The sequence below is a fragment of the Rhizobium sp. YS-1r genome (assembly GCF_000757525.1).
Taxonomy (GTDB): Bacteria; Pseudomonadota; Alphaproteobacteria; order Rhizobiales; family Rhizobiaceae; genus Neorhizobium; species Neorhizobium petrolearium.
This window is the reverse complement of sequence record NZ_JPYQ01000001.1, coordinates 38,962-57,357: the sequence shown is the minus strand read 5'-3', so window position 1 is coordinate 57,357 and position 18,396 is coordinate 38,962. Positions and strand designations below refer to the sequence as shown.

General features: G+C 61.8%; 17 protein-coding genes. 1 reads left to right on the top strand and 16 read right to left on the bottom strand.

The genetic code is table 11. The features are described 5' to 3' along the window. Positions 1 to 188: 188 nt before the first annotated feature. The 7 genes from JL39_RS00270 to JL39_RS00240 form a co-directional block, all read right to left on the bottom strand. Positions 189 to 1,286 carry an alpha-hydroxy-acid oxidizing protein gene (locus tag JL39_RS00270; protein WP_037145040.1) on the bottom strand — a complete coding sequence of 366 codons (1,098 nt, stop codon included), beginning with the start codon at positions 1,284 to 1,286 and terminating at the stop codon, positions 189 to 191. Next, entirely contained in the window at positions 1,286 to 3,010 is a 1,725-nt protein-coding gene (locus JL39_RS00265) for a thiamine pyrophosphate-requiring protein (RefSeq protein WP_037145039.1), read from the bottom strand. Before JL39_RS00265 ends, JL39_RS00270 begins: the two co-directional genes overlap by 1 nt. Before the next feature lie 23 nt (positions 3,011 to 3,033). Next, the gene (locus tag JL39_RS00260; protein WP_037145037.1) at positions 3,034 to 4,332 is read right to left on the bottom strand and encodes a TRAP transporter permease; all 1,299 of its coding nucleotides are present in this window, start codon (positions 4,330 to 4,332) and stop codon (positions 3,034 to 3,036) included. A gap of 4 nt (positions 4,333 to 4,336) precedes the next feature. Then, on the bottom strand, positions 4,337 to 4,834 hold the full coding sequence (locus JL39_RS00255) for a TRAP transporter small permease (protein WP_037145932.1): 498 nt from the start codon (positions 4,832 to 4,834) through the stop codon (positions 4,337 to 4,339). A gap of 130 nt (positions 4,835 to 4,964) precedes the next feature. Beyond that, the gene (locus tag JL39_RS00250) at positions 4,965 to 6,008 is read right to left on the bottom strand and encodes a TRAP transporter substrate-binding protein (protein WP_081952625.1); all 1,044 of its coding nucleotides are present in this window, start codon (positions 6,006 to 6,008) and stop codon (positions 4,965 to 4,967) included. 161 nt (positions 6,009 to 6,169) lie between these two features. Then, the gene (locus JL39_RS00245; RefSeq protein WP_037145035.1) at positions 6,170 to 6,661 is read right to left on the bottom strand and encodes a MarR family transcriptional regulator; all 492 of its coding nucleotides are present in this window, start codon (positions 6,659 to 6,661) and stop codon (positions 6,170 to 6,172) included. An 18-nt stretch (positions 6,662 to 6,679) separates the two neighbouring features. After that, entirely contained in the window at positions 6,680 to 8,128 is a 1,449-nt protein-coding gene (locus tag JL39_RS00240) for an aldehyde dehydrogenase (protein WP_052182608.1), read from the bottom strand. Positions 8,129 to 8,384: 256 nt separating this feature from the next. Here JL39_RS00240 and JL39_RS00235 point away from each other — a divergent pair, with 256 nt between their 5' ends. After that, positions 8,385 to 9,302, top strand: a complete 918-nt coding sequence (locus JL39_RS00235) for a 2-dehydropantoate 2-reductase (protein ID WP_037145033.1) — start codon at positions 8,385 to 8,387, stop codon at positions 9,300 to 9,302. A gap of 459 nt (positions 9,303 to 9,761) precedes the next feature. Here JL39_RS00235 and JL39_RS30355 read toward each other — a convergent pair whose 3' ends face one another. From JL39_RS30355 to JL39_RS00190, 9 genes are read right to left on the bottom strand one after another with little or no spacing between them, the layout of a single operon-like run. Then, a complete protein-coding gene (locus tag JL39_RS30355; RefSeq protein WP_052182554.1) occupies positions 9,762 to 11,186 on the bottom strand; it encodes a carboxylesterase family protein in 1,425 nt (474 codons plus the stop codon). Continuing rightward, positions 11,183 to 12,130, bottom strand: coding sequence for an ABC transporter ATP-binding protein (locus JL39_RS00220; protein ID WP_037145025.1), 948 nt, complete (start codon positions 12,128 to 12,130; stop codon positions 11,183 to 11,185). Before JL39_RS00220 ends, JL39_RS30355 begins: the two co-directional genes overlap by 4 nt. Continuing rightward, complete coding sequence (locus tag JL39_RS00215; RefSeq protein ID WP_081952624.1) at positions 12,127 to 13,152, bottom strand: ABC transporter ATP-binding protein; 1,026 nt, start codon at positions 13,150 to 13,152, stop codon at positions 12,127 to 12,129. Before JL39_RS00215 ends, JL39_RS00220 begins: the two co-directional genes overlap by 4 nt. Continuing rightward, positions 13,149 to 14,093, bottom strand: a complete 945-nt coding sequence (locus tag JL39_RS00210; RefSeq protein ID WP_037145022.1) for an ABC transporter permease — start codon at positions 14,091 to 14,093, stop codon at positions 13,149 to 13,151. Before JL39_RS00210 ends, JL39_RS00215 begins: the two co-directional genes overlap by 4 nt. Then, entirely contained in the window at positions 14,094 to 14,996 is a 903-nt protein-coding gene (locus JL39_RS00205; RefSeq protein ID WP_037145019.1) for an ABC transporter permease, read from the bottom strand. 2 nt (positions 14,997 to 14,998) lie between these two features. Next, positions 14,999 to 16,576: an ABC transporter substrate-binding protein gene (locus tag JL39_RS00200; protein WP_037145016.1), complete on the bottom strand. Its 1,578-nt coding sequence runs from the start codon at positions 16,574 to 16,576 to the stop codon at positions 14,999 to 15,001. Beyond that, on the bottom strand, positions 16,569 to 16,979 hold the full coding sequence (locus JL39_RS00195; RefSeq protein WP_244446800.1) for a hypothetical protein: 411 nt from the start codon (positions 16,977 to 16,979) through the stop codon (positions 16,569 to 16,571). Before JL39_RS00195 ends, JL39_RS00200 begins: the two co-directional genes overlap by 8 nt. After that, a complete protein-coding gene (locus JL39_RS32325; RefSeq protein WP_244446799.1) occupies positions 16,976 to 17,272 on the bottom strand; it encodes a hypothetical protein in 297 nt (98 codons plus the stop codon). Before JL39_RS32325 ends, JL39_RS00195 begins: the two co-directional genes overlap by 4 nt. Further along, positions 17,226 to 18,338, bottom strand: coding sequence for an acyclic terpene utilization AtuA family protein (locus tag JL39_RS00190; RefSeq protein WP_244446798.1), 1,113 nt, complete (start codon positions 18,336 to 18,338; stop codon positions 17,226 to 17,228). The genes JL39_RS32325 and JL39_RS00190 overlap by 47 nt, the downstream gene beginning before the upstream one ends. Positions 18,339 to 18,396 lie beyond the last annotated feature (58 nt).

The following is an 18,396-nucleotide window of genomic DNA, read 5'->3' as shown; positions in this document are numbered from 1 at the left end:
GCATTCGCTGCGCCCTGTTGAAGGATGTGCTAGCAGGCAGATATAAGCCGGCTGCCGTTGACGATATAGCGCGCCACTTCACACTCCTTTGCGGTCAACACCACCGAACTCAGCGGGCGTCAACGTGCGCCCGCACGCCCGTGTCCAGATGATCGCACTGCATGAAGCGTTCGGGCACCGTCAAGTCATTAAGATCGGGAATTGAAGGTGCGCTGGCCCATCAGCGCCAACGTCCGGTCTATTTCAACCTGCAGCAGACCGACGACGTCTACGACGCCCTTCTCGCCACCGGCGGCAAGGCCGAAAAGAGCCGCCCTGCCGATCATCACCGCACTTGCACCCAGCGACATCGCCTTGACGATATCGCTGCCGCGACGGATGCCGCTGTCGACAACGATCGGCGCCTTGATGGCTGAGAAGCCGGGCAGAACCTCGATCGGCGCAGGAGCGGCATCGAGCTGGCGTCCGCCGTGGTTGGAGACGACAACCGCATCGATGCCAAGGGAAACGGCGCGTTCCGCATCGGCCGGATGCAGCAATCCCTTGACCAGCAGGCGGCGCGGCCAGCGGTCGCGCAGGCGCTTCAGGTCGTCCCAGTCGAAACTCGCATCCATCTTACGGGAAAGCAGTGCCGCCTGGGTGTTCGGATCGGTGATCGTGGCGGCCGCAAGATTGGCCATGGCCGGCGCACCATGCCGACCAACGTTCCAGAGCCATCGCGGATGGCAAAGCACATCCGCAATCGTCTTCGGCCGGAAGTGGAACGGCATGATGAAGTTGTTGCGCTCGTCCCGCTCCCGTTTGCCGCCCATCGGCACGTCGACCGTCAGAACCAGATGGCTGAAACTGGCCGCCAGTGCCCGGTCCACGAGCTGATCGGCGAAATCGCGGTTCATGACATAGAGCTGGAACCAGAGATCGCCATTCGAGGCATTGGCGACCTGTTCGATGGAATTGTTCGAGGCCGTCGACAGTGCGAACGGTATGCCGAGTCGTGCCGCCGCTCTCGCAAGCAGGATGTCGCCGTCTTTGCGGTAGAGACCGTTCAGCCCGGTCGGCGCGATGACGATCGGGGTCGGCAGGCGCCGACCGAACCAGTCGACACTCTGGTCGCGCACCGAGACATCGTTGAGCAGCCGGGGCGTCAGTCTGATCTGTTCGAAGGCCGCGCGGTTTTTCTTCACCGCCACCTCGTCTTCCGAACCGCCGTCCAGATAATCGAAGACGAAGCGCGGCAATAGCCGCCGCGCCTCCTGCCGATAATCCTCGACGTTGAGCAAGGCCATCAGGGCGCGATCCGGATTTCGACCAACGCTTGCGTCTTCTTGACCGTGACGTGCTCGATGGCGGCTTCCAGCACCGCGCCCAGATCCTCGGCACGCTCGACCTTGGCCGTCCAGGCGCGGCTTGCGGCGGCGACCTGGGTGAAGTCAGGCGTCGGGACAAGCGAGACGAGCGGCATGGAGTTCGTTTTAGCCGCAAACCCGTCCGGATAGACACCGAGTACGGACTGGCGCACCGCGCCCCATTCGACATTATTCAACACCAGAACGAGAAGAGGGATTTCCATCGCCTCAGCGATCTGGTGGCAGGCGACGGGGTTCGAGAACATGTACGAGCCGTCACCCATCGTCGCGATCACCAGCTTGTCCGGCTCGGCAAGCTTCATGCCGAGACCTGTCGGGAAGGACCATCCGAGACCGCCCGAATGCGGTTCCTGATACCAGGATCCGTGATCGCGCAATGTCAGCGGCTCGAGCGGGGCGCCGAGTTCGGACAGGACCGTCGCCTTCCTGCCCTCGATCGCCTTCGAGAGGGTAAAGCTCACAAAGGCTTTGGTCATCAGTTCGCCATTGCCGGCTTTGGCCTGCGCCTGCACCTCGGCACGACGCTTGCTGGATGCCTTCTCGACGCTTGCCCGGCGAGTGCTGCGCTCCTTGGCCGTCGCATCAAGATAGACGCCGGCGGCCTTTTCGAGCTGAAGGATCACCTCCGCGGTATCGCCGGTCAGCGCCACGTCGGAGGGAAAATTGCGGACCGGGAAGCGGGAATAAAGCGGATCCTGGCCGATATGCACGACCTTGCAGCCCTCGCCCAGAGAGTGGATGTCCGGCGACCACGGTGCAAGGCAATCAATCACCAGCACGAGATCCGCTTCCGCCAGCCATTTGGCCGGATCGACCCCGACGGCCATCGGATGGTCGGTCGGCACGCCGAGCTGGATCGCCCAGTACTGGCAGACCGGAATGCCCCAGTCGAGCGCCAGCTTCGACAGCGTTTCGAAGCCTTCCTGCGAGCCGGCACCGCGCTGGGAGATGATCAGGGGGCGCTTCGCCTCACTCAGAAGTCTTGCCGCCGCCTCGATATCGGCAGAGCGGGGTGCCGCTATCGCCGGCGCGATGCGGCCCGGATTATCCAGTTCATCGGACGGGCATTGCTCACAGAGCACTTCGCGCGGCAGGCTGAGATAGACAGGCCCGCGAGGCGTCGAATTGGCGATCGCATGGGCGCGATCGATGATATCCACCGCCTGTTCGGGGAACCTAAGTTCGTAGTCCCACTTCACCGTTTCGCGGATCATCGCGGCCTGGTCACGCATTTCCTGACCCCAGCTGATCGGCACGGTGCGGGCACCGAGGCGGCCCTTTTCGACGACGGGCGTGCGGCCGGAGAAGATCAGCATCGGAATATGTTCCGTCGCGGCATTGATCGCCCCGATGGCGCAATTGGCGAGGCCGACATTGGTATGGGCCATGACGGCCTGCGCCTTTCCGGTCGCGAGATAGTAGCCATAGGCCATGCCCATGGCAGCATTTTCATGCGGAATGACGATCGCTTTCGGCAACGGGATATGCTTTGCCGAGGCTTCCGCCAGCCCCTCGATGATCGGCGGGAAATCCGTACCGGAATTGGCGAAGATATAGTCCACGCCGACCGCTTTCAGGCGCGCCAGGATGGCGCCGCCGGCGGTGATCTGGTCGGCCCCTGAATTGGCCTTTGCATCAGTCATGGGTTGTCTCACTTCCAGATTTCTCAAAGATGGCTCGGCAGCCAGGTGGCGAGTACGGGGAATGCGATCAACAGCGCGAGGCGAATGAGATCGGTAACGATGAACGGCGCGACCCCTCTAAATATGCGGGAGAAGGTCAACTCCGGCACGACGCTCTTGATGACGAAGACGTTCATGCCGACCGGTGGATGGATGAGCCCAAGCTCCACCGTCATGACGATGATGACCGCAAACCAGATGGGATCGAAGCCGAGCGAAATGATTACCGGATAGACTATCGGCACAGTCAGAATAATCATCGCCATGGCGTCCATGAGGCAGCCGAGCACGAGATACATCAGGAGGATCAGGATCAGCACGCCGTAGGGGCCGATGCCGAGGCCGCCGAGGAAGGACGTCACCTTCTGCGGCGTTCCGGTGATGGTCAGGAAGTAGCCGAATATCAGCGCACCGATCAGCACCGTGAAGACGGCGGCGGCCGTACGCGTCGCCTGCAGCAGCGAGATGAGGATCTTCTGCCTGTCCAGCTTGCGCCGCAGCACGCCGATGATGAAGGCACCACCCGCGCCGACGCCGCCAGCTTCCGTCGGTGTGAAGAGACCGCCGTAGAGGCCGCCGATGACGAAGAAGAAGAGGAGCAAGGGCGCCCAGACGTCCTTTATCGCATGCAGGCGCTCGTTCCAGCTGCTCTTCGGGGCGGCTTTCAGCATGTCGGGCCGCACCATGCCGATGATGATGATGGTTACCATGTACATGAGGACTGCCAGGATGCCCGGGACGATGCCGGCCATGAACAGGCGGCTGATGTCCTGTTCCGTCATGATTCCGTAGACGACCAGAACGGTGGACGGGGGGAACATGGCTCCCAGCGTGCCGCCGGCGGCGATCGTCCCGGCAGCGAAGGATTGCGGATAGTTGAAGCGCCGCATTTCGGGATAGGCGACGGTCGAGAAGGTCGCGGCGGTGGCGACGGACGAACCAGAGATCGCCGCAAAGCCGGCGCAGGCAACAATGGTCGCAAGCCCCAGGCCGCCCTTCAGGTGGCCGATGAAGGTGTTGGCGGCGCGGAAAAGCTCACGGCTCATGCCGGAATTGGAAACGAAAGCGCCCATCAGCAGGAACATCGGAATGACGCCGAACGTGTAGTCGGTGACAGTGCGCATGGAGGTCTGGCCGATCAGTTTCAGGGCAGGACCGAAACCGGCCAGAAGGCCGAACCCGGTAACCCCGACAAGCCCCATGGCCATACCGACCGGTACGCGCAGCAGCATCAGGGCGAACAGCAGGACGAATCCCGAAATGGCAACGAAATTCTGTGTCATGGGATCATTCGACCGGATCTGTGGTGTGTTCTTCGTTCACACGCTGGGGATAGAAGACGAGGCGGAAGGTTCGCACCGCAATGAGGATTACCGCTGCGACGTCACCCAGCCAGGCGACGAGGAAGAAGGGCCAGGTGGGAAGCTGCAGGTCATAGGTCAGCACGTTCTGGGCCTTGGTCTGTACGACCTTGTCGAACAGCATGATCGTCTGCACCGTCACGACCAGCAGCAGGACCAGCGTCGCAAACACGTCGATGTAACGCTTGTATCTCGGGCTAGCGCCTTCCCAGACGAGGTCCACAGTGATGTGCGCGCCGCGATAGCTGGTCGCGGCAATTCCCCAGAAGATGAGAATGCCGAGGAACAGGCGGCCGAAATCATAACCGTCGGGGATGGCGTAGGAGAAAAAGTAACGCAGCATCACCGAGATGAAGATATCGGCGGCGACGAGACCCACAAAGCCCGCCGCGATCCACTCGATCCCCTCGATGAAACGGTCCATGGCGTTCTTGGGCGGCTGCGGCCGCACAGGCGGGGCCGCTCCGCCTGCTGTTTCGGGCGTCATGAGCCCCTCCTCTCTTGTCGTGAAGGAACCCGGCCGATGCTGCGATCAGCTTCGGCCGGATCGAGGATCAGAACGCGGCCTTGTTGTCCGCCAGGCTCTTCTTCAGATCGCCCAGAATCTGGGCCGGGTCATAACCCTTGGACGTGACCTGCTTTTCCCAGTTCGCCTGCAGCGGAGACACAGCCTTGCGCCATTCGGCGACCTGTTCCGGCGTCAGTTCCACAACCTCGTGGCCCGGGGTAGCCTTCATCTTATCTCGGCCGGCATGCTCAAAGTCGGTCCAAGCGGAGGAAAGCTTCACTGCCCATGCGGTGCTGCAATGGTCGTCCAGCACCTTCTTCTGCGCGGCGGAGGCGTTGTCGTAGACGTCCTTGTTCATCGTCCACGTGTAGGCCGTGGTGTAGAGCGGAACGTCGAGCGTGTACTTGGTCACCTTGTCGATGCCGAACAGGAAGATCGAGTTCCAGGGGAAGGTGATCGCATCGGCGATGCCGCGCTCCAGCGCATCCCGCGATTCCGGCGCGGAAGCCTGGACATTGGTACCGCCGAGCGTCGTCACCAGTTCGCCCATCGTCTGCTGCGCCGGACGGACCTTGAGGCCCTTGACGTCGGACGGCAGGGTGATCTTCTTGCGGGAATGCAGCGCGCCCGGATCATGGACGAAGGCGAGGCAGAAATGCGTGTCGGCCATCTCCTTCGGAGCATATTTTCTGTACCAGCTATCGATCGCTGCCGTGCCCCCCTTGGCATCGGCAACGGTAAACGGAAGCTGAGCAGCATTGATGACCGGGAAGCGGCCGGGCTGATATCCGGGGCTTACATAACCGACGTCGGCGATACCGTCGCGGACCATATCGTAGTGGTCGAACGCCTTGCCGAGCTGTTCGGCCGGGAAAACGGACGCGATGATCGTGCCACCTGACGCCTTGGCTATGCTGTCGGCCCATTCCTGGGTGGATTTCACCAGGGGATGCACCGGCGGCACCCAGAGGGAAATCTTGAGATTGATCTGCTTGTCCTGTGCGGATGCCGGCAGGGCTCCCGACGCCAATACGGCCATGGCGCCGACGGTCGCGGCGACCAGACCCTTGATTACTTTGTGTTTCGACATGTGCTCCTCCTTGGTTGGCTGCGGCAGGCAAACCGCGTTCGTTTTCGGCATCCCTCCACGGAAGCCGAAGTCCGCGGGACGGGTCCCGCCGATTGTCTATGTCTTCAGATGCTTGCCGCCCGGCCTGAACCTGCAGTCAGGCACGAGGCGACAGCCATCGCTCAGCCGTTGCCGAGCGAATTCACAATTCTGGCCAGGATCGCGATCAGCGCGGCCTTGTCCTCGCCGACGATCTCATCTAGCCGCCGGTCATGCTTGCGGGCGATGGCATGCAGGCGCGCCTGCATCTTCCGTCCTTCATCGGTCAGCCGGACGCTGTAGCTGCGCTGGTCTTCCGGGTTCTGCTGCCGCTCGATCATGCCACGGATCGAAAGCCCCTTCAGAGTCGCCGTCAGCGTCGATCGGTCCCGGCCGCAGACCCTACTGAGTTCCGACGGCGTCAGGCCGTCATATTCCGACAGGATGGTCAGAATGGAGTACCAGCCGGGCTTCAGATCCGCCTTGTCAACGGCCGTGCTGAAAGCCTGGAAGGACGCCTCCTGAGCGACCCGGAGGTGATATCCGAGAACGTTCCGGAAGGCCGCCGGAATGAGCACGTCGCTCTCTTCCGGCCGGGAAGCTTCCAGTTTCGGTTTTGCCGATGATTTCGCCATCGCCCTTCCGCCTCGCCGTCAGAACGGGTAGTGCTGATGCGGATCCTCGACGGTGATCCAGCGCAGGTCCGTGAATTCCGCGATCGCCGCACGGCCGCCGAACCGGCCGTAACCGGATGCCTTGACGCCGCCGAAAGGCATCTGCGCCTCGTCATGGACAGTCGGGCCGTTGATATGGCAAATGCCGCTTTCGATGCGGCGCGCAACCGCCATGGCGCGCTGGATATCGCGGCTGAAGACCGCCGAGGAGAGGCCGTATTCGGTATCGTTGGCGATCCTGATCGCTTCATCGTCGCCCTTGACGCGGATGACGCTCTTGGCCGGACCGAAGGACTCTTCCGAATAGATGCGCATGTCCCGCGTCACCTTGTCGACCAGCGTCGCTTCCATGACGGCACCATTGCGATTGCCGCCGGCCACCAGGGCTGCACCCTTGGCTACAGCATCCTGAACCATTTCCTCGACCCGCTCGGCCGCTTGGAGGCTGACCAGAGAGCCCAGGACGACATGCCCGCGCGGATCACCCGATGGAAGGCCCTTTGCCTTGGCGGCGAGCTTTTCGACGAAGGTGTCGGCGACCTTCTCGTCGACGATGATCCGCTCCGTAGACATGCAGATCTGGCCTTGGTTCATATAGGCGCCGAAAGCTGCCGCGTTGACGGCGGCATCGAGGTCCGCATCGTCCAGGACGATCAGCGGGGCCTTGCCGCCGAGCTCGAGCAGGACCGGCTTCAGGTGTTCCGCCGCCAGCTTGGCGATGATCTTGCCGACGCGCGTCGAGCCGGTGAAATTGATGCGCTTGACGGCAGGATGAGCGACCAGAGCCTCGACGACCTCTGCGGCATCGGCGGGTGCGTTGGTGACGACGTTGACGACGCCCTTCGGGAAACCGGCCTCGCGCATTACCTGGCCAATGAGGCGGTGGGTCGCCGGGCACATTTCCGACGCCTTCAGCACGACCGTGTTGCCACAAGCGAGCGGCATGGCGATGGCGCGGGTACCGAGAATGACTGGTGCATTCCACGGCGCGATGCCGACGCAGACACCAGCCGGCTGGCGGATGGCCATCGCCATATTGCCGGGCTTGTCGGACGGAATGATCTCGCCGGAGACCTGGGTCGTCATGGAGGCCGCTTCGCGCAGGACATTGGCGGCGAACATCGTGTTGAAGCCGCCCCATGGGCCGGTCGAGCCGGTTTCAGCGGTCATCAGCCGGATAAATTCACCGGCCTTGGAATCCATGATGTCGGCGGCTTTGAGAAGCAGCTTGCGGCGCTCACCCGGGCCGATCGCCGACCATTGCGGAAAAGCGGCGGCAGCGGCGTCGGCTGCGGCACGCGCATCGGCAGGACCGCCCGCCGGCGCCTTGGTGGCGACCTCGCCCGTTACCGGATCGATACGCTCGAAAACGGCACCCGACTGCGCAGCGCGATCGTCGTTATCGATCAGAAACTGAATGCTATCCACGATATCCTCCCTTTCTTGTGAACCCAAATAGCCGCGTGACAGCACACTGTCCGGCTTCTCCGTATTAGGTCGCTTTTTCCTCCGACGGCAAGCGCTGCGGCCTGCCTTGCTCTTGTTGTGAACCGTAGCCAAAAGGCTTTCTCGCCGCAAGATAGTTTGATAACAAAATTTTTGACGTCAAACTATCTTGCGGCAAAAACGGTTTTCCGGGATAATCCGGAGACGATGCGGAGGAGCATCGGGAAGGGACAAAACCATGAGAATTGCCGTCATCGGGGCCGGCGCCATGGGCGGCCTGTTCGCCGCCCGGCTTGCGGGAAGCGGGCAAGATGTTTCGTTGATCGACGTCGCTCCGGCGCAGATCGAAGCCATCAAAGCGAACGGCCTGCGGTTGACCGGCGACGATGGAGAAAAGACCTATTCCCTACCGATCGGAGCGGCGGAACGGTATACGGGTGCCTTCGATCTGCTGATCGTGTTCACCAAGGGCATGCACACCGAAGCGGCGATGGCAGCCGCTCGGCATCTGATCGGGCCGCAAACGCTTGCGCTCACGGTGCAGAACGGCATCGGCAATGTCGAGACGATCGAGGCTTTCATTCCGCGGGAACGCATCGCCATGGGCATGACCAACTGGCCTTCGACGCTCGTCGCACCCGGGCACATTCGCGTGCCGGGCGACGGACAGATCCGGATCTGGGCGGCGAACGGCGTCCCCTCACCCGGGCTGCAGGATCTTTGCAATATGCTGGAAAACGCCGGGCTGAACTGCGAACTGGACCCAGCGGTGGAGGTCGCGATCTGGGAAAAGCTCGCCTTCAACGCGGCCTTGAATTCGCTCGCGGCGGCGACCGACCTGACCGTCGGCGAGATGGCGGACCGGCAGGAAGCAAGGCAGATCGTCTTCGCCATCCTGTCGGAAGCGCTAGCCGTCGCGAAGGCCCGTGGCCTCGATGTCGATGTGGAGCGGACGCGGCAATCGGTGGAACATGCCTTTGCGCACCATCGCCCTCACAAGCCCTCGATGCTCCAGGACCGCCTCGCCGGCCGGCCAATGGAGATCGGCACAATCACCGGTGCGGTTGCCCGGGAAGGTCTCCGGCAGGGCGTATCCACGCCCGTGACGGCAGCATTTGCAAACCTTCTATCGCTCTTCGAGCGGAAGAATGTATAAAGCGGTCTGTCCATCCATATGGCATGGGCGAGGCTGATGATTACTGCTCCGACCACTGCGACGTAGCTGCGTTGACTGCTGGCTGGAAAGCAGTTGTTGCTAAACTCACCATGCGCTGAATACGTCGGCTGGAAAACCTTACGGTGCATCGGCGTGGTGAGAGACACATTGGCATCGGTGACCCCAGGGTTCGTGAACAGATCCGAACCTACGGTACCTCACTTCTCACGCTGAAGTTCGTACTTTTGCTTCAGCTCAGCAGATGTATTCATGACCGGACCTACCGGCCCGAATGTCAACGTTTCGGACAGTTCTGGTGCGATAAAAACTTGAATTTGTGCGGTCTGCTCACAACCCTTGAAGCAATTTGAACCGCCGACTCAGAACCATGCGCCAATCTCCTGTCGCACGGTGGAGTATACTTGGAGATCGATACTGCCATAATGGTGGCAAGAGAATTCACTCGAACCGTTTGATGAAGCGGTTTTTTTGAAAATCCTGCCAAGGCGCCGTCCCGGTGTGGGCGAAGGTTTGCAAAGCGTCCGACATCTCGTTGGCAAGCTTCACCGCATGGGGCTTGCCACCGGCAAGCGGCACCCGTTCTGCCTCCACGTTTCCGAATACGAACGGTTCATCGAAGGAGTGCGAGGAACCCAGCCTGCCGCCCTCGAACTCCGGCACCCAGCCGAATTCGTAGGCGAAGGCTTTGCCGCCCGCGTTCCCGTGAGTCTCGGCGGTCCGCTGGGCGGTATCGCGGTAGATGGTTGCCGATAGGAAACGTTCCTCCAATTCGGCCAGGCCGGCTTTTGGGTAAGCCCTTTCAATTTCAGATAATACCGTTTCCGATTTGTCGGGAAAAAAGCGTGCAACAGTTGAAAGTACGCGCTCTCGGCCCTTCGGCGCCGGCATGATGCCCAAGGCATACCACATGCTTGCCTCGTCTCTCGTCCAGCCGACGACCATCTGCTTGTCGCGGAAGGTTCCTGCGGCAAGGCCGTCGAGCGGATGGCGCTTCAGGCTCGCGCCGTCGAGCACGATGCCCATCGTCCTGCCCCCGGGTGAATTGCGTTCGCCAAGGTCGGTGGCGATGATCTCTTCCTGCACGGTGAGAATGCGCTCGACCGGCAGGGCCTGCAGGGCATCGTGATCGCCGGGGCGGATGCCGGTGCGGTCCAGAAAATCGAGGGCCATGGAGCTTGCCGTCCGCGGATCGATGATCCGGCTTGCCGAACCGCTCATCATCCAGGCCCGCCGAAAAAGATGGGCAATGCCATCCATACCGAACAACGCACCGATAGTGAAACCGCCAGACGACAGGCCGACAAGCGTGACATTGTCCCGATCGCCGCCGAAGGCTCCGATATTCGCCTGGACCCATTCCAGCGCCAGAACGAGATCGAGCATGCCGCGATTGGCAGGCGATCCATCGCCCATCACCTCGCCAAGATGCAGAAAACCCAGCGCGCCGGTACGGAAATTTGGCCGGACATAAACGAGGTCCCCACGTTCGACGAAACCGAGTTCATCCTGATAACCGCCATTGACGGACCCGGTCTGGAAACCGCCACCGAACACGTGCACTACGACCGGCCGCTTGCCGCCATTGGCTGCCGGCGTGAAGACGTTGAGGTTGAGGCAGTCCTCGCCGGTCAAGAAACCCGTATTGCGCGGCGTCCATACGGGTACCGGTCGACGGATCTGTGGCGGCGCGTTGCCCGGCTGCGTCGCATCGACAAGGCCTTTGGCCACGACCGCTTTCGCCGGCTGAAAGCGCAGGGCGCCGACCGGTGGCTCGCCATAGGGGATGCCGAAAAAGCTAAGGCCACTCTCGGAGACGACGCCGCGATAGATCGCCTCGCAGCTCGAAACATCGATCGTCTTCATGCGCTTGGAGCCTTCTCCAGCAGATGGCAGGCCGCCCGCTGGCCGCAACCGAGCTCACGCATTCCCGGCGCTTCGAGGGCACAGCGTTCATGAGCATGCGGACAGCGGGTGCGAAAGGCGCAGCCGCTCGGTGCGGCATGGGCGCTTGGGATTTCACCGGAGAGCCGGGCGCGTTTGCCCGCTCCCCTGCCCGGTGCGGAAGCGAGCAGCGCCTGGGTATAGGGATGCGCCGGAGCGCCGTATATCCGCTCGCGCGGTCCCTGTTCAACGATCTCGCCAAGATACATGACCGCGATCTCATCGCACATGAATTGCACGACCCTGAGATCATGCGAGATGAACAGCATGGTCGTGCCATGCCGCTCCTGCAAATCGCGCAACAGGTTCAACACCTGCGCCTGCACAGAAACGTCCAGCGCGCTGACCGGCTCGTCGGCAACGATCAGGTCCGGATTGGTGGCAAGCGCACGGGCGATCGCGATGCGCTGGCGCTGGCCGCCGGAGAACTCATGTGGAAACCGGTCTAGCGCGGCCGCCGGCAGTCCGACTTCGGCAAGCAGGCTGCGGGCAGCTTCTAGCCGCGAAGCGGGCGTGCCTATACCATGGACCATCTGTGGTTCGGTCAGCGTCTCGCGTACAGTCATGCGGCCGTTCAGCGATCCGAAGGGATCCTGAAAGATCATCTGCATGTGGCGCCGCTCGCGGCGTAACTCTTCCTGCTTCATGGCGGAAAGATCCGTTCCCCGGAAGCGGATGTCGCCGGACGTCGGATCGATGAGCCGCAGCACTAGGCGGGCGGTCGTCGACTTGCCGCTGCCGGATTCGCCGACGATGCCGAAGGTTTTGCCCCTGGTGATGGAAAAGGAGACATTTCGGACGGCCTTGACCGCCTTGAAGGATTTCGAAAGGCCGCGCACTTCGAGCACGGGCGAAACGGTATTCATGATGCCGAGACCTCCTCGACCGGGTGCCAGCAGCGGACCGTGGAACTGCCGACAGCGTCAAGACCGGGATGGGTGCGACATTGTTCATCCGCGTGCTGGCAACGGGGTGCGAACCGACAGCCCTCGGGCCACGCCCCGACCGGCGGTACCGTGCCGGGGATCGGTGTCAGTCGATTGCGGGTTTCGCCATGCGCCGGAATGGCGTCGATCAGGCCGCGTGTATAGGGATGGCGCGGTGTCTCGACGATCTCCCGGCTCGTCGCCCGCTCCACCACGTCGCCGGCATACATGACGACAGCCCGGTCGCAGAAGTCGCCGACCACTTCCAGATCGTGGGTGATGAAGAGCATGGCGAGATCGAGCTCACGGCGCATGTCTTCCAGAAGGTCAAGAACCTGGGCCTGGATCGTCACGTCGAGCGCGGTAGTCGGCTCGTCGGCGATGATCAGCGATGGCCCGCAGGAAATGGCGAGCGCGATCATCACGCGTTGGCGCATGCCGCCGGAAAGTTCGTGGACATACCCTTTGAGGATATCCTTTGCGCGGGGAATTCCGACCTTCACCAGCAGTTCGGCAGCGCGGTCCATCGCCGCCCGCTGGCCGAGCCCGAGATTGTGGCTCAGCGTATCGGTCATCTGCCGGCCGATTGTCAGCGTCGGGTGCAGGGCCGTCATCGGCTCCTGAAAGATAAAGCCCATATGGCGACCGCAGAGCTTGCGGCGCTCTCTCGGGGAAAGATCGGAAATGCGTTGCCCGTTCAGCCGGATTTCACCGGTGACGACCGCATTATCCGGCGCAAGCCCCATGATCGCGCTGGCGGTGATCGACTTGCCGCAGCCGGATTCGCCGACCAGCGCCACTGCCTCGCCACGACCGATCGAGAACGAAATGTCGGTAACGATCGGCAGCAAGGCGCCTTCGTCGCGGAATGACAGGGACAGTTCCTCGACCTCCAGAACCGGGACGGTCTTCACGGCCTCCTGCGGTAGGCCAAGCGCTTCCGATGGAATATGCGTGTTCATTGGTAGCGTATCCGGGGATCAAGGAGTGCGTAGACGATGTCGATCGCTAGATTGAGCACGGCAAGGATCAACGAAATGGTCAGAACCCCGCCTTCGACGAGCGGATAATCGCGGCGGGCAACCGCTTCCACCAGCATGCGGCCGAGGCCCGGCAAGGCGAAGATGATCTCGATCGCGACGGCGCCGCCCAGCATATGGCCAGCCGCAAGCCCGACAACGGTGATGACCGGAATGGAGGCCGTCCGCAGCGCGTAGCTGCCGATCACCTTGCGCTCCGGCAGTCCTTGAGCCCGCGCGGTCGTGATATATGGCTCGTTCAGCACGTCAAGCATGGAGGAGCGCATCATCCGTGTCATCAGTGCCGACTGGCGCACGCCAAGCGCCAGCGCCGGAAGAAAGATGGTCGCAGCAAAGGCGACGATGCCGGCTGACGGAGGATTGTAGCCCGCGACGGGAAACCAGCGCAACGTCACTGCAAACAGGAAAATCAGCAGTAACGCGAACCAGAATTCCGGTACCGATATGCCGAGCACTGCGCCGACGATAACCCCCCGGTCGATTGGCTTGTTGCGGTTCATCGCAGAAATCAGGCCAAGCGTCACGCCGATGACGACCGTCAGCGAAAGAGCCACCAGCGCGAGCAGGATGGTGACGCCGGCATATTCAGGGATGATTTTCATCACCGTCTCGCGGAAAAAGATCGACTGGCCGAGATCCAGCGTCACGATGTCCTTGAGCCAGATGAAGAACTGGACGTAGATCGGTTGATCGAGCCCGAGTTCGGTTCTCAGCGCGGCAATCTGGTCGGCAGTCGCCTGATCACCCAGCATCATGCCGGCGGGATCGCCCGGCGACAGACGCAGCAGCAGGAAGACCAGGATCAACGGCACGAAGATCGTTGGAAGAATGAGCAGGAAGCGCCTGCCGAGATAGGTCAGCATCTAGCGTCTCCTTGCAAGCCGGGGATCAAGCACATCGCGCAATGCGTCACCCAGCAGGTTGAGCGAAAGAATGGTCAGCATCAGCGCCAAACCCGGAAACAGCACGATCCAAGGCGCCTGGCTGATGTAATTTCGCGCTTCGGTCAGCGCGTTACCCCAACTCAGATCCCTAGGGCCAATACCGACGCCGATGAAGCTCAGTCCAGCTTCGCCAAGTACGGCTGCGGAGAAGATGAACGAGGTTTGGACGAGGATCGGCGAGCTGACGGCCGGCAGCACGTAGCGGGAGAGGATGCGTAGCGTCGGCACGCCGACGGCGCGCGCCGCCTCGATCATTTGCAGCTCGCGGACGACAAGCACCTGGCCGCGGACAATGCGTAGCGAAGGCGCTATCAGCACGATCGACAACGACGTAATGACTGTCGTGACGCTCGGCCCCATGATGCCGGCGGCTGCCGTTGCCAGCACGATGCCCGGGAAAGCCATCATCCCGTCGACGAAGCGCATCAAGACGACGTCCACCTTGCGATAAAAGCCGGAAATCACCCCCAGCACGATCGCCACGGACATGGAGACCAGCGTGACGATAAGGCCGACGAGCAGTGAGGTACGCGAGCCATGCAGCACCATTTTGAATATGTCGCGACCGAGATTGTCGGTGCCGAAAAGATGTTCGGGGCCCGGCGGGGTAAACCGCAGGGCGGGGCTCACCCGCATGGGATTGCCGGGTGCGATCACCGGCGCCAGGATTGCTCCCAGCGCCATAAGAACGAGCACGGCGATGGAAAAGACGGCCGCGGGGTTGCGGACCAATCTTTGCCATAGCGGCCGGTGGCTAGAAACGAGGGTCGCCTCCTCTCCGGTGGCCGGGCTCTCGGACAGGCTTTGCTCGATCGTGCTCATCCTCAATTCGCCGGCGGCGGCGCCACGTTGTAGAAGTCGTCCGAGCGGGCCGGAATCCTCTGCGGATTACCCACACCCTTGCGCATGCCATACATGTTGGACTCCGTCCCGTATTTGATGAACGGGAACTGATCATAGGCAAGCGCATGGATCTTTTCGAAGATCGCCTTGCGCTCCGTCGGGTCGATCGTCGTCGCGATCTGCTTCATCAGCCCGGTCTTTTCCGGATTATCCCAGAAGCCCGGATAGGTCGGGTTGAGATAAGCGATCGAGGTCGGGTCGACATAAGTCGGCAGGAAGCTGGAGAAGGCGTCCATCTGCGCCGCATTGGCGCGGGTCTGGATATAATTCGCCATAGGCGACTGAATGATATCCACCTTGATGCCGAACTCTTCGAGCTGCTGACTGGCGGTGATCGCCGTCAGATAGTGCTTCTGGTACTGTTCGCTTGCGACCAGCCAGCGAATCGGCTGGCCATTGTAGTTCGACTTGCCGAGATATTCCTTTACCTTGGCCGCATTCGGCTTGCCGAAGCCATCCGGAACGCCGGCCTTGGTGTACCAGAAGGAATTCGGATCGGGGATCCAGCTTGGATCGAGCGTATAGAATTCCTTCTTGCCGACAGACGCCTGCATGATCGGTTCCATCTCCAGCGCGTAATAGATGGCGCGGCGCAGGTTGACGTCAGCCAGAACGCCTTCCTTGGTATTGAACACCACCGTCAGCGACTGGTTGTTCGGCACGACGACCGGTTCGGTGCCGGAGTTGTTCTTCAATGCGTCATAGAAGTCGGACGGCAGCTCGCGGGCGATATCGATCTGCCCCGTGATTAGCGCATCGCGACGCACGGAAGGCTCCGGCATCAGACGTAGATCGATCTCGTCGGCGTAGGCATATTTTGCGCCGGACATTGCCGATGCAGGCTCCTTCCGGCTCTGGTAATCGTCCCACCGGGTGAGTTTGGCGCCCTGGTCGGGCTGGTAGCTGGTCAGCGTATAGGGACCGGTGCAATCCAACCCCTTTGTGCCGACCGTGGCGGATGCTCCTTCAAGAGACTTGGCCGACATGATGGCCGATTGCGCGCCAGCCAGCAGACCTGGCAGGATCGGGCTCGGACTCGCCAGCTCGAATTCGACGGTCTTGTCATCCACCGCCTTGATCGACTTGGTCGTCGCTTTCAGCGATGCGCCGATACCGGCGGATTCGCGGAAGCGGTTAAGCGACGCGACGACGTCGGCCGAGGTCAGCGGCGCGCCGGAATGGAATTTCAGTCCCGAGCGCAGCACAACGGTGAGCTTCAGCCCGTCGTCGCTGTATTTGAATGAATCCGCCAGCATCGGCTGAGGCGTCCATTTTTCATCCAGCCCGAAAAGGCCTTCGCAGACGATATAGGACGTTCCCCAGTTGACGCCGAATGTCGTAACAACCGGGTCGGGCGATGGTGCCATCTGTGAGATGCCGATGCGAAGGTTGCCACCGCGCTTGATTTCCTGCGCGCCCGCTGGCGCGGCGATCATTGCTGCCGCAGAAATGCCGGCCAACAGAGCCGGCAAAAGCGTCAGGGTCCTCTTCTTATTCATTGTCCACTCCTCCCATGACTGGATCAAAATTTGGCGTTCGCGACCGGACGGCCGCAGCAGATGATTGAATGTGCGACGGAAGCTCGACCGGGAGGTCGAGCACCAGGAAAGACAGGGTCTTTCCGTGCGTGTCGAGGCTAAGGCTGGAATTGACCCCGCCTTCCAAAGCGTCGTCGATGACAAAATTGAGCGCCTGCAGCTTCGGCATTTCATAGCGCACGACACGCGTAACGCCCCGATGCGCGAAGAGCGCTGCGATGCGCGCTTCTGTTACCTGTTCAAGCAGGATCGGCCAGAATTCCGTGCGGTAGGCGATGACGTTGACGTTCAGCCGATTGCCCTTGTCGCCGGCGCGGCCATGGGCGATCGCATGCAGCGGTACGGTGATGCGGTCCCGTGTCATGACGTCTCTCCGATAAAGGAATGCGAGACCGATACGAGCGAACGGGGGACGAGATGTGAAACCGTCCGCACCCGCGGGCGCACGCTCTGGCGCACTCCGCCGCCGCCCGCCGGTCCGCAGCAATAGAGCGCGTTGACCTCCTGCACCGCCGCCTCAACGGCGCCTGCCTCGCCGCCGAAGGCGAAACGGACGCGATAATCGCCATCGTTTTCGCCGCGAAATCCCTCAAACAGCGTGCCGCTGTCGTCATCGAAAACGCTGGTCGTACCGATCACGTCGGCCCGCGATGCCACATCGAGCGCCCGCTTTGCCAGCCGGTCGCGCATGATCGAAACAGCAAGCCGCGCGCGTTGAAGAGCGTTCCGGCCCAGCATACGAAATCTCTGCCTCTCCCAGCCAGTCGCCGTAATATCCAACCGTCGCCTTCAACGTTGTCGGCGCTGCATGCCCGCGGGCGCCCGTGACCCGAACCCGATCACGACCCACAGCAACGACCTCAACCTCGGTTAGGTCGAGCGTCACGTCCGGTGTCAGATAGGCTGCAGGATCATGAATTTCGTAAAGAAGCTGTTCTTTGACAGTGCGCGTGTCAACGCAGCCACCGGTACCTTCCGCCTTGGTGAGGACGAAAGTGCCATCGGCCTCCACCTCGGCGATCGGAAAGCCGATATTGGCGGGATCTGGTACATCCTTATAGCCCGGATCGGCAAAGAAGCCGCCCGAGACCTGCGAGCCGCATTCGAGCAGGTGCCCTGCCAGCGTGCCGGCAGCCAGTAGATCGAGATCATTCCAGTCCCAGCCGAAATGAGCCACCAGCGGCCCGAGTGCCAGTGCCGGATCGGCCACGCGCCCTGTTACAACGACCTGCGCGCCAGCACGGATTGCTTCGGCGATCGGACGCGCCCCTATATAGGCATTAACGGCGATCACGTCCCCCGACGGGGCCGGCAGATGGCGATCGCCTTCCCAGCGCTCAGTCGCACTGATATCGACCCGCCCGACCAGATCATCGCCCTCGACCACCGCTATGCGGGCGCCGGCAAAGCCCTGCGCCTCAGCCATCGCACGGATTGTATCGGCCGCAGCGCGAGGGTTGGCGCAGCCGAAATTGCCGACAATAACGATACGGTTTTCCACACAGGTCTTTAGGATCGGCGGCAGGAACTGTTCGAGCAACGGCTCGTAACCGGCTTTCGGATCGCGCCGCTTGGCGATCTGGCCAAGCGCCAGCGTACGCTCGCCAATCGTCTCGAAAATGATCGCGCCACCCTCACCTGTCGCAGCAATCGCCTCGACGACAGGCTGCGCCGCGTCGATGCGATCTCCCGAAAATCCCGCTCCACTGCCGATGCGATACACCCGATTTCCTCCGTCGAAAATTTCATAGGTAATATTATCGATAATGTCAACGATGATT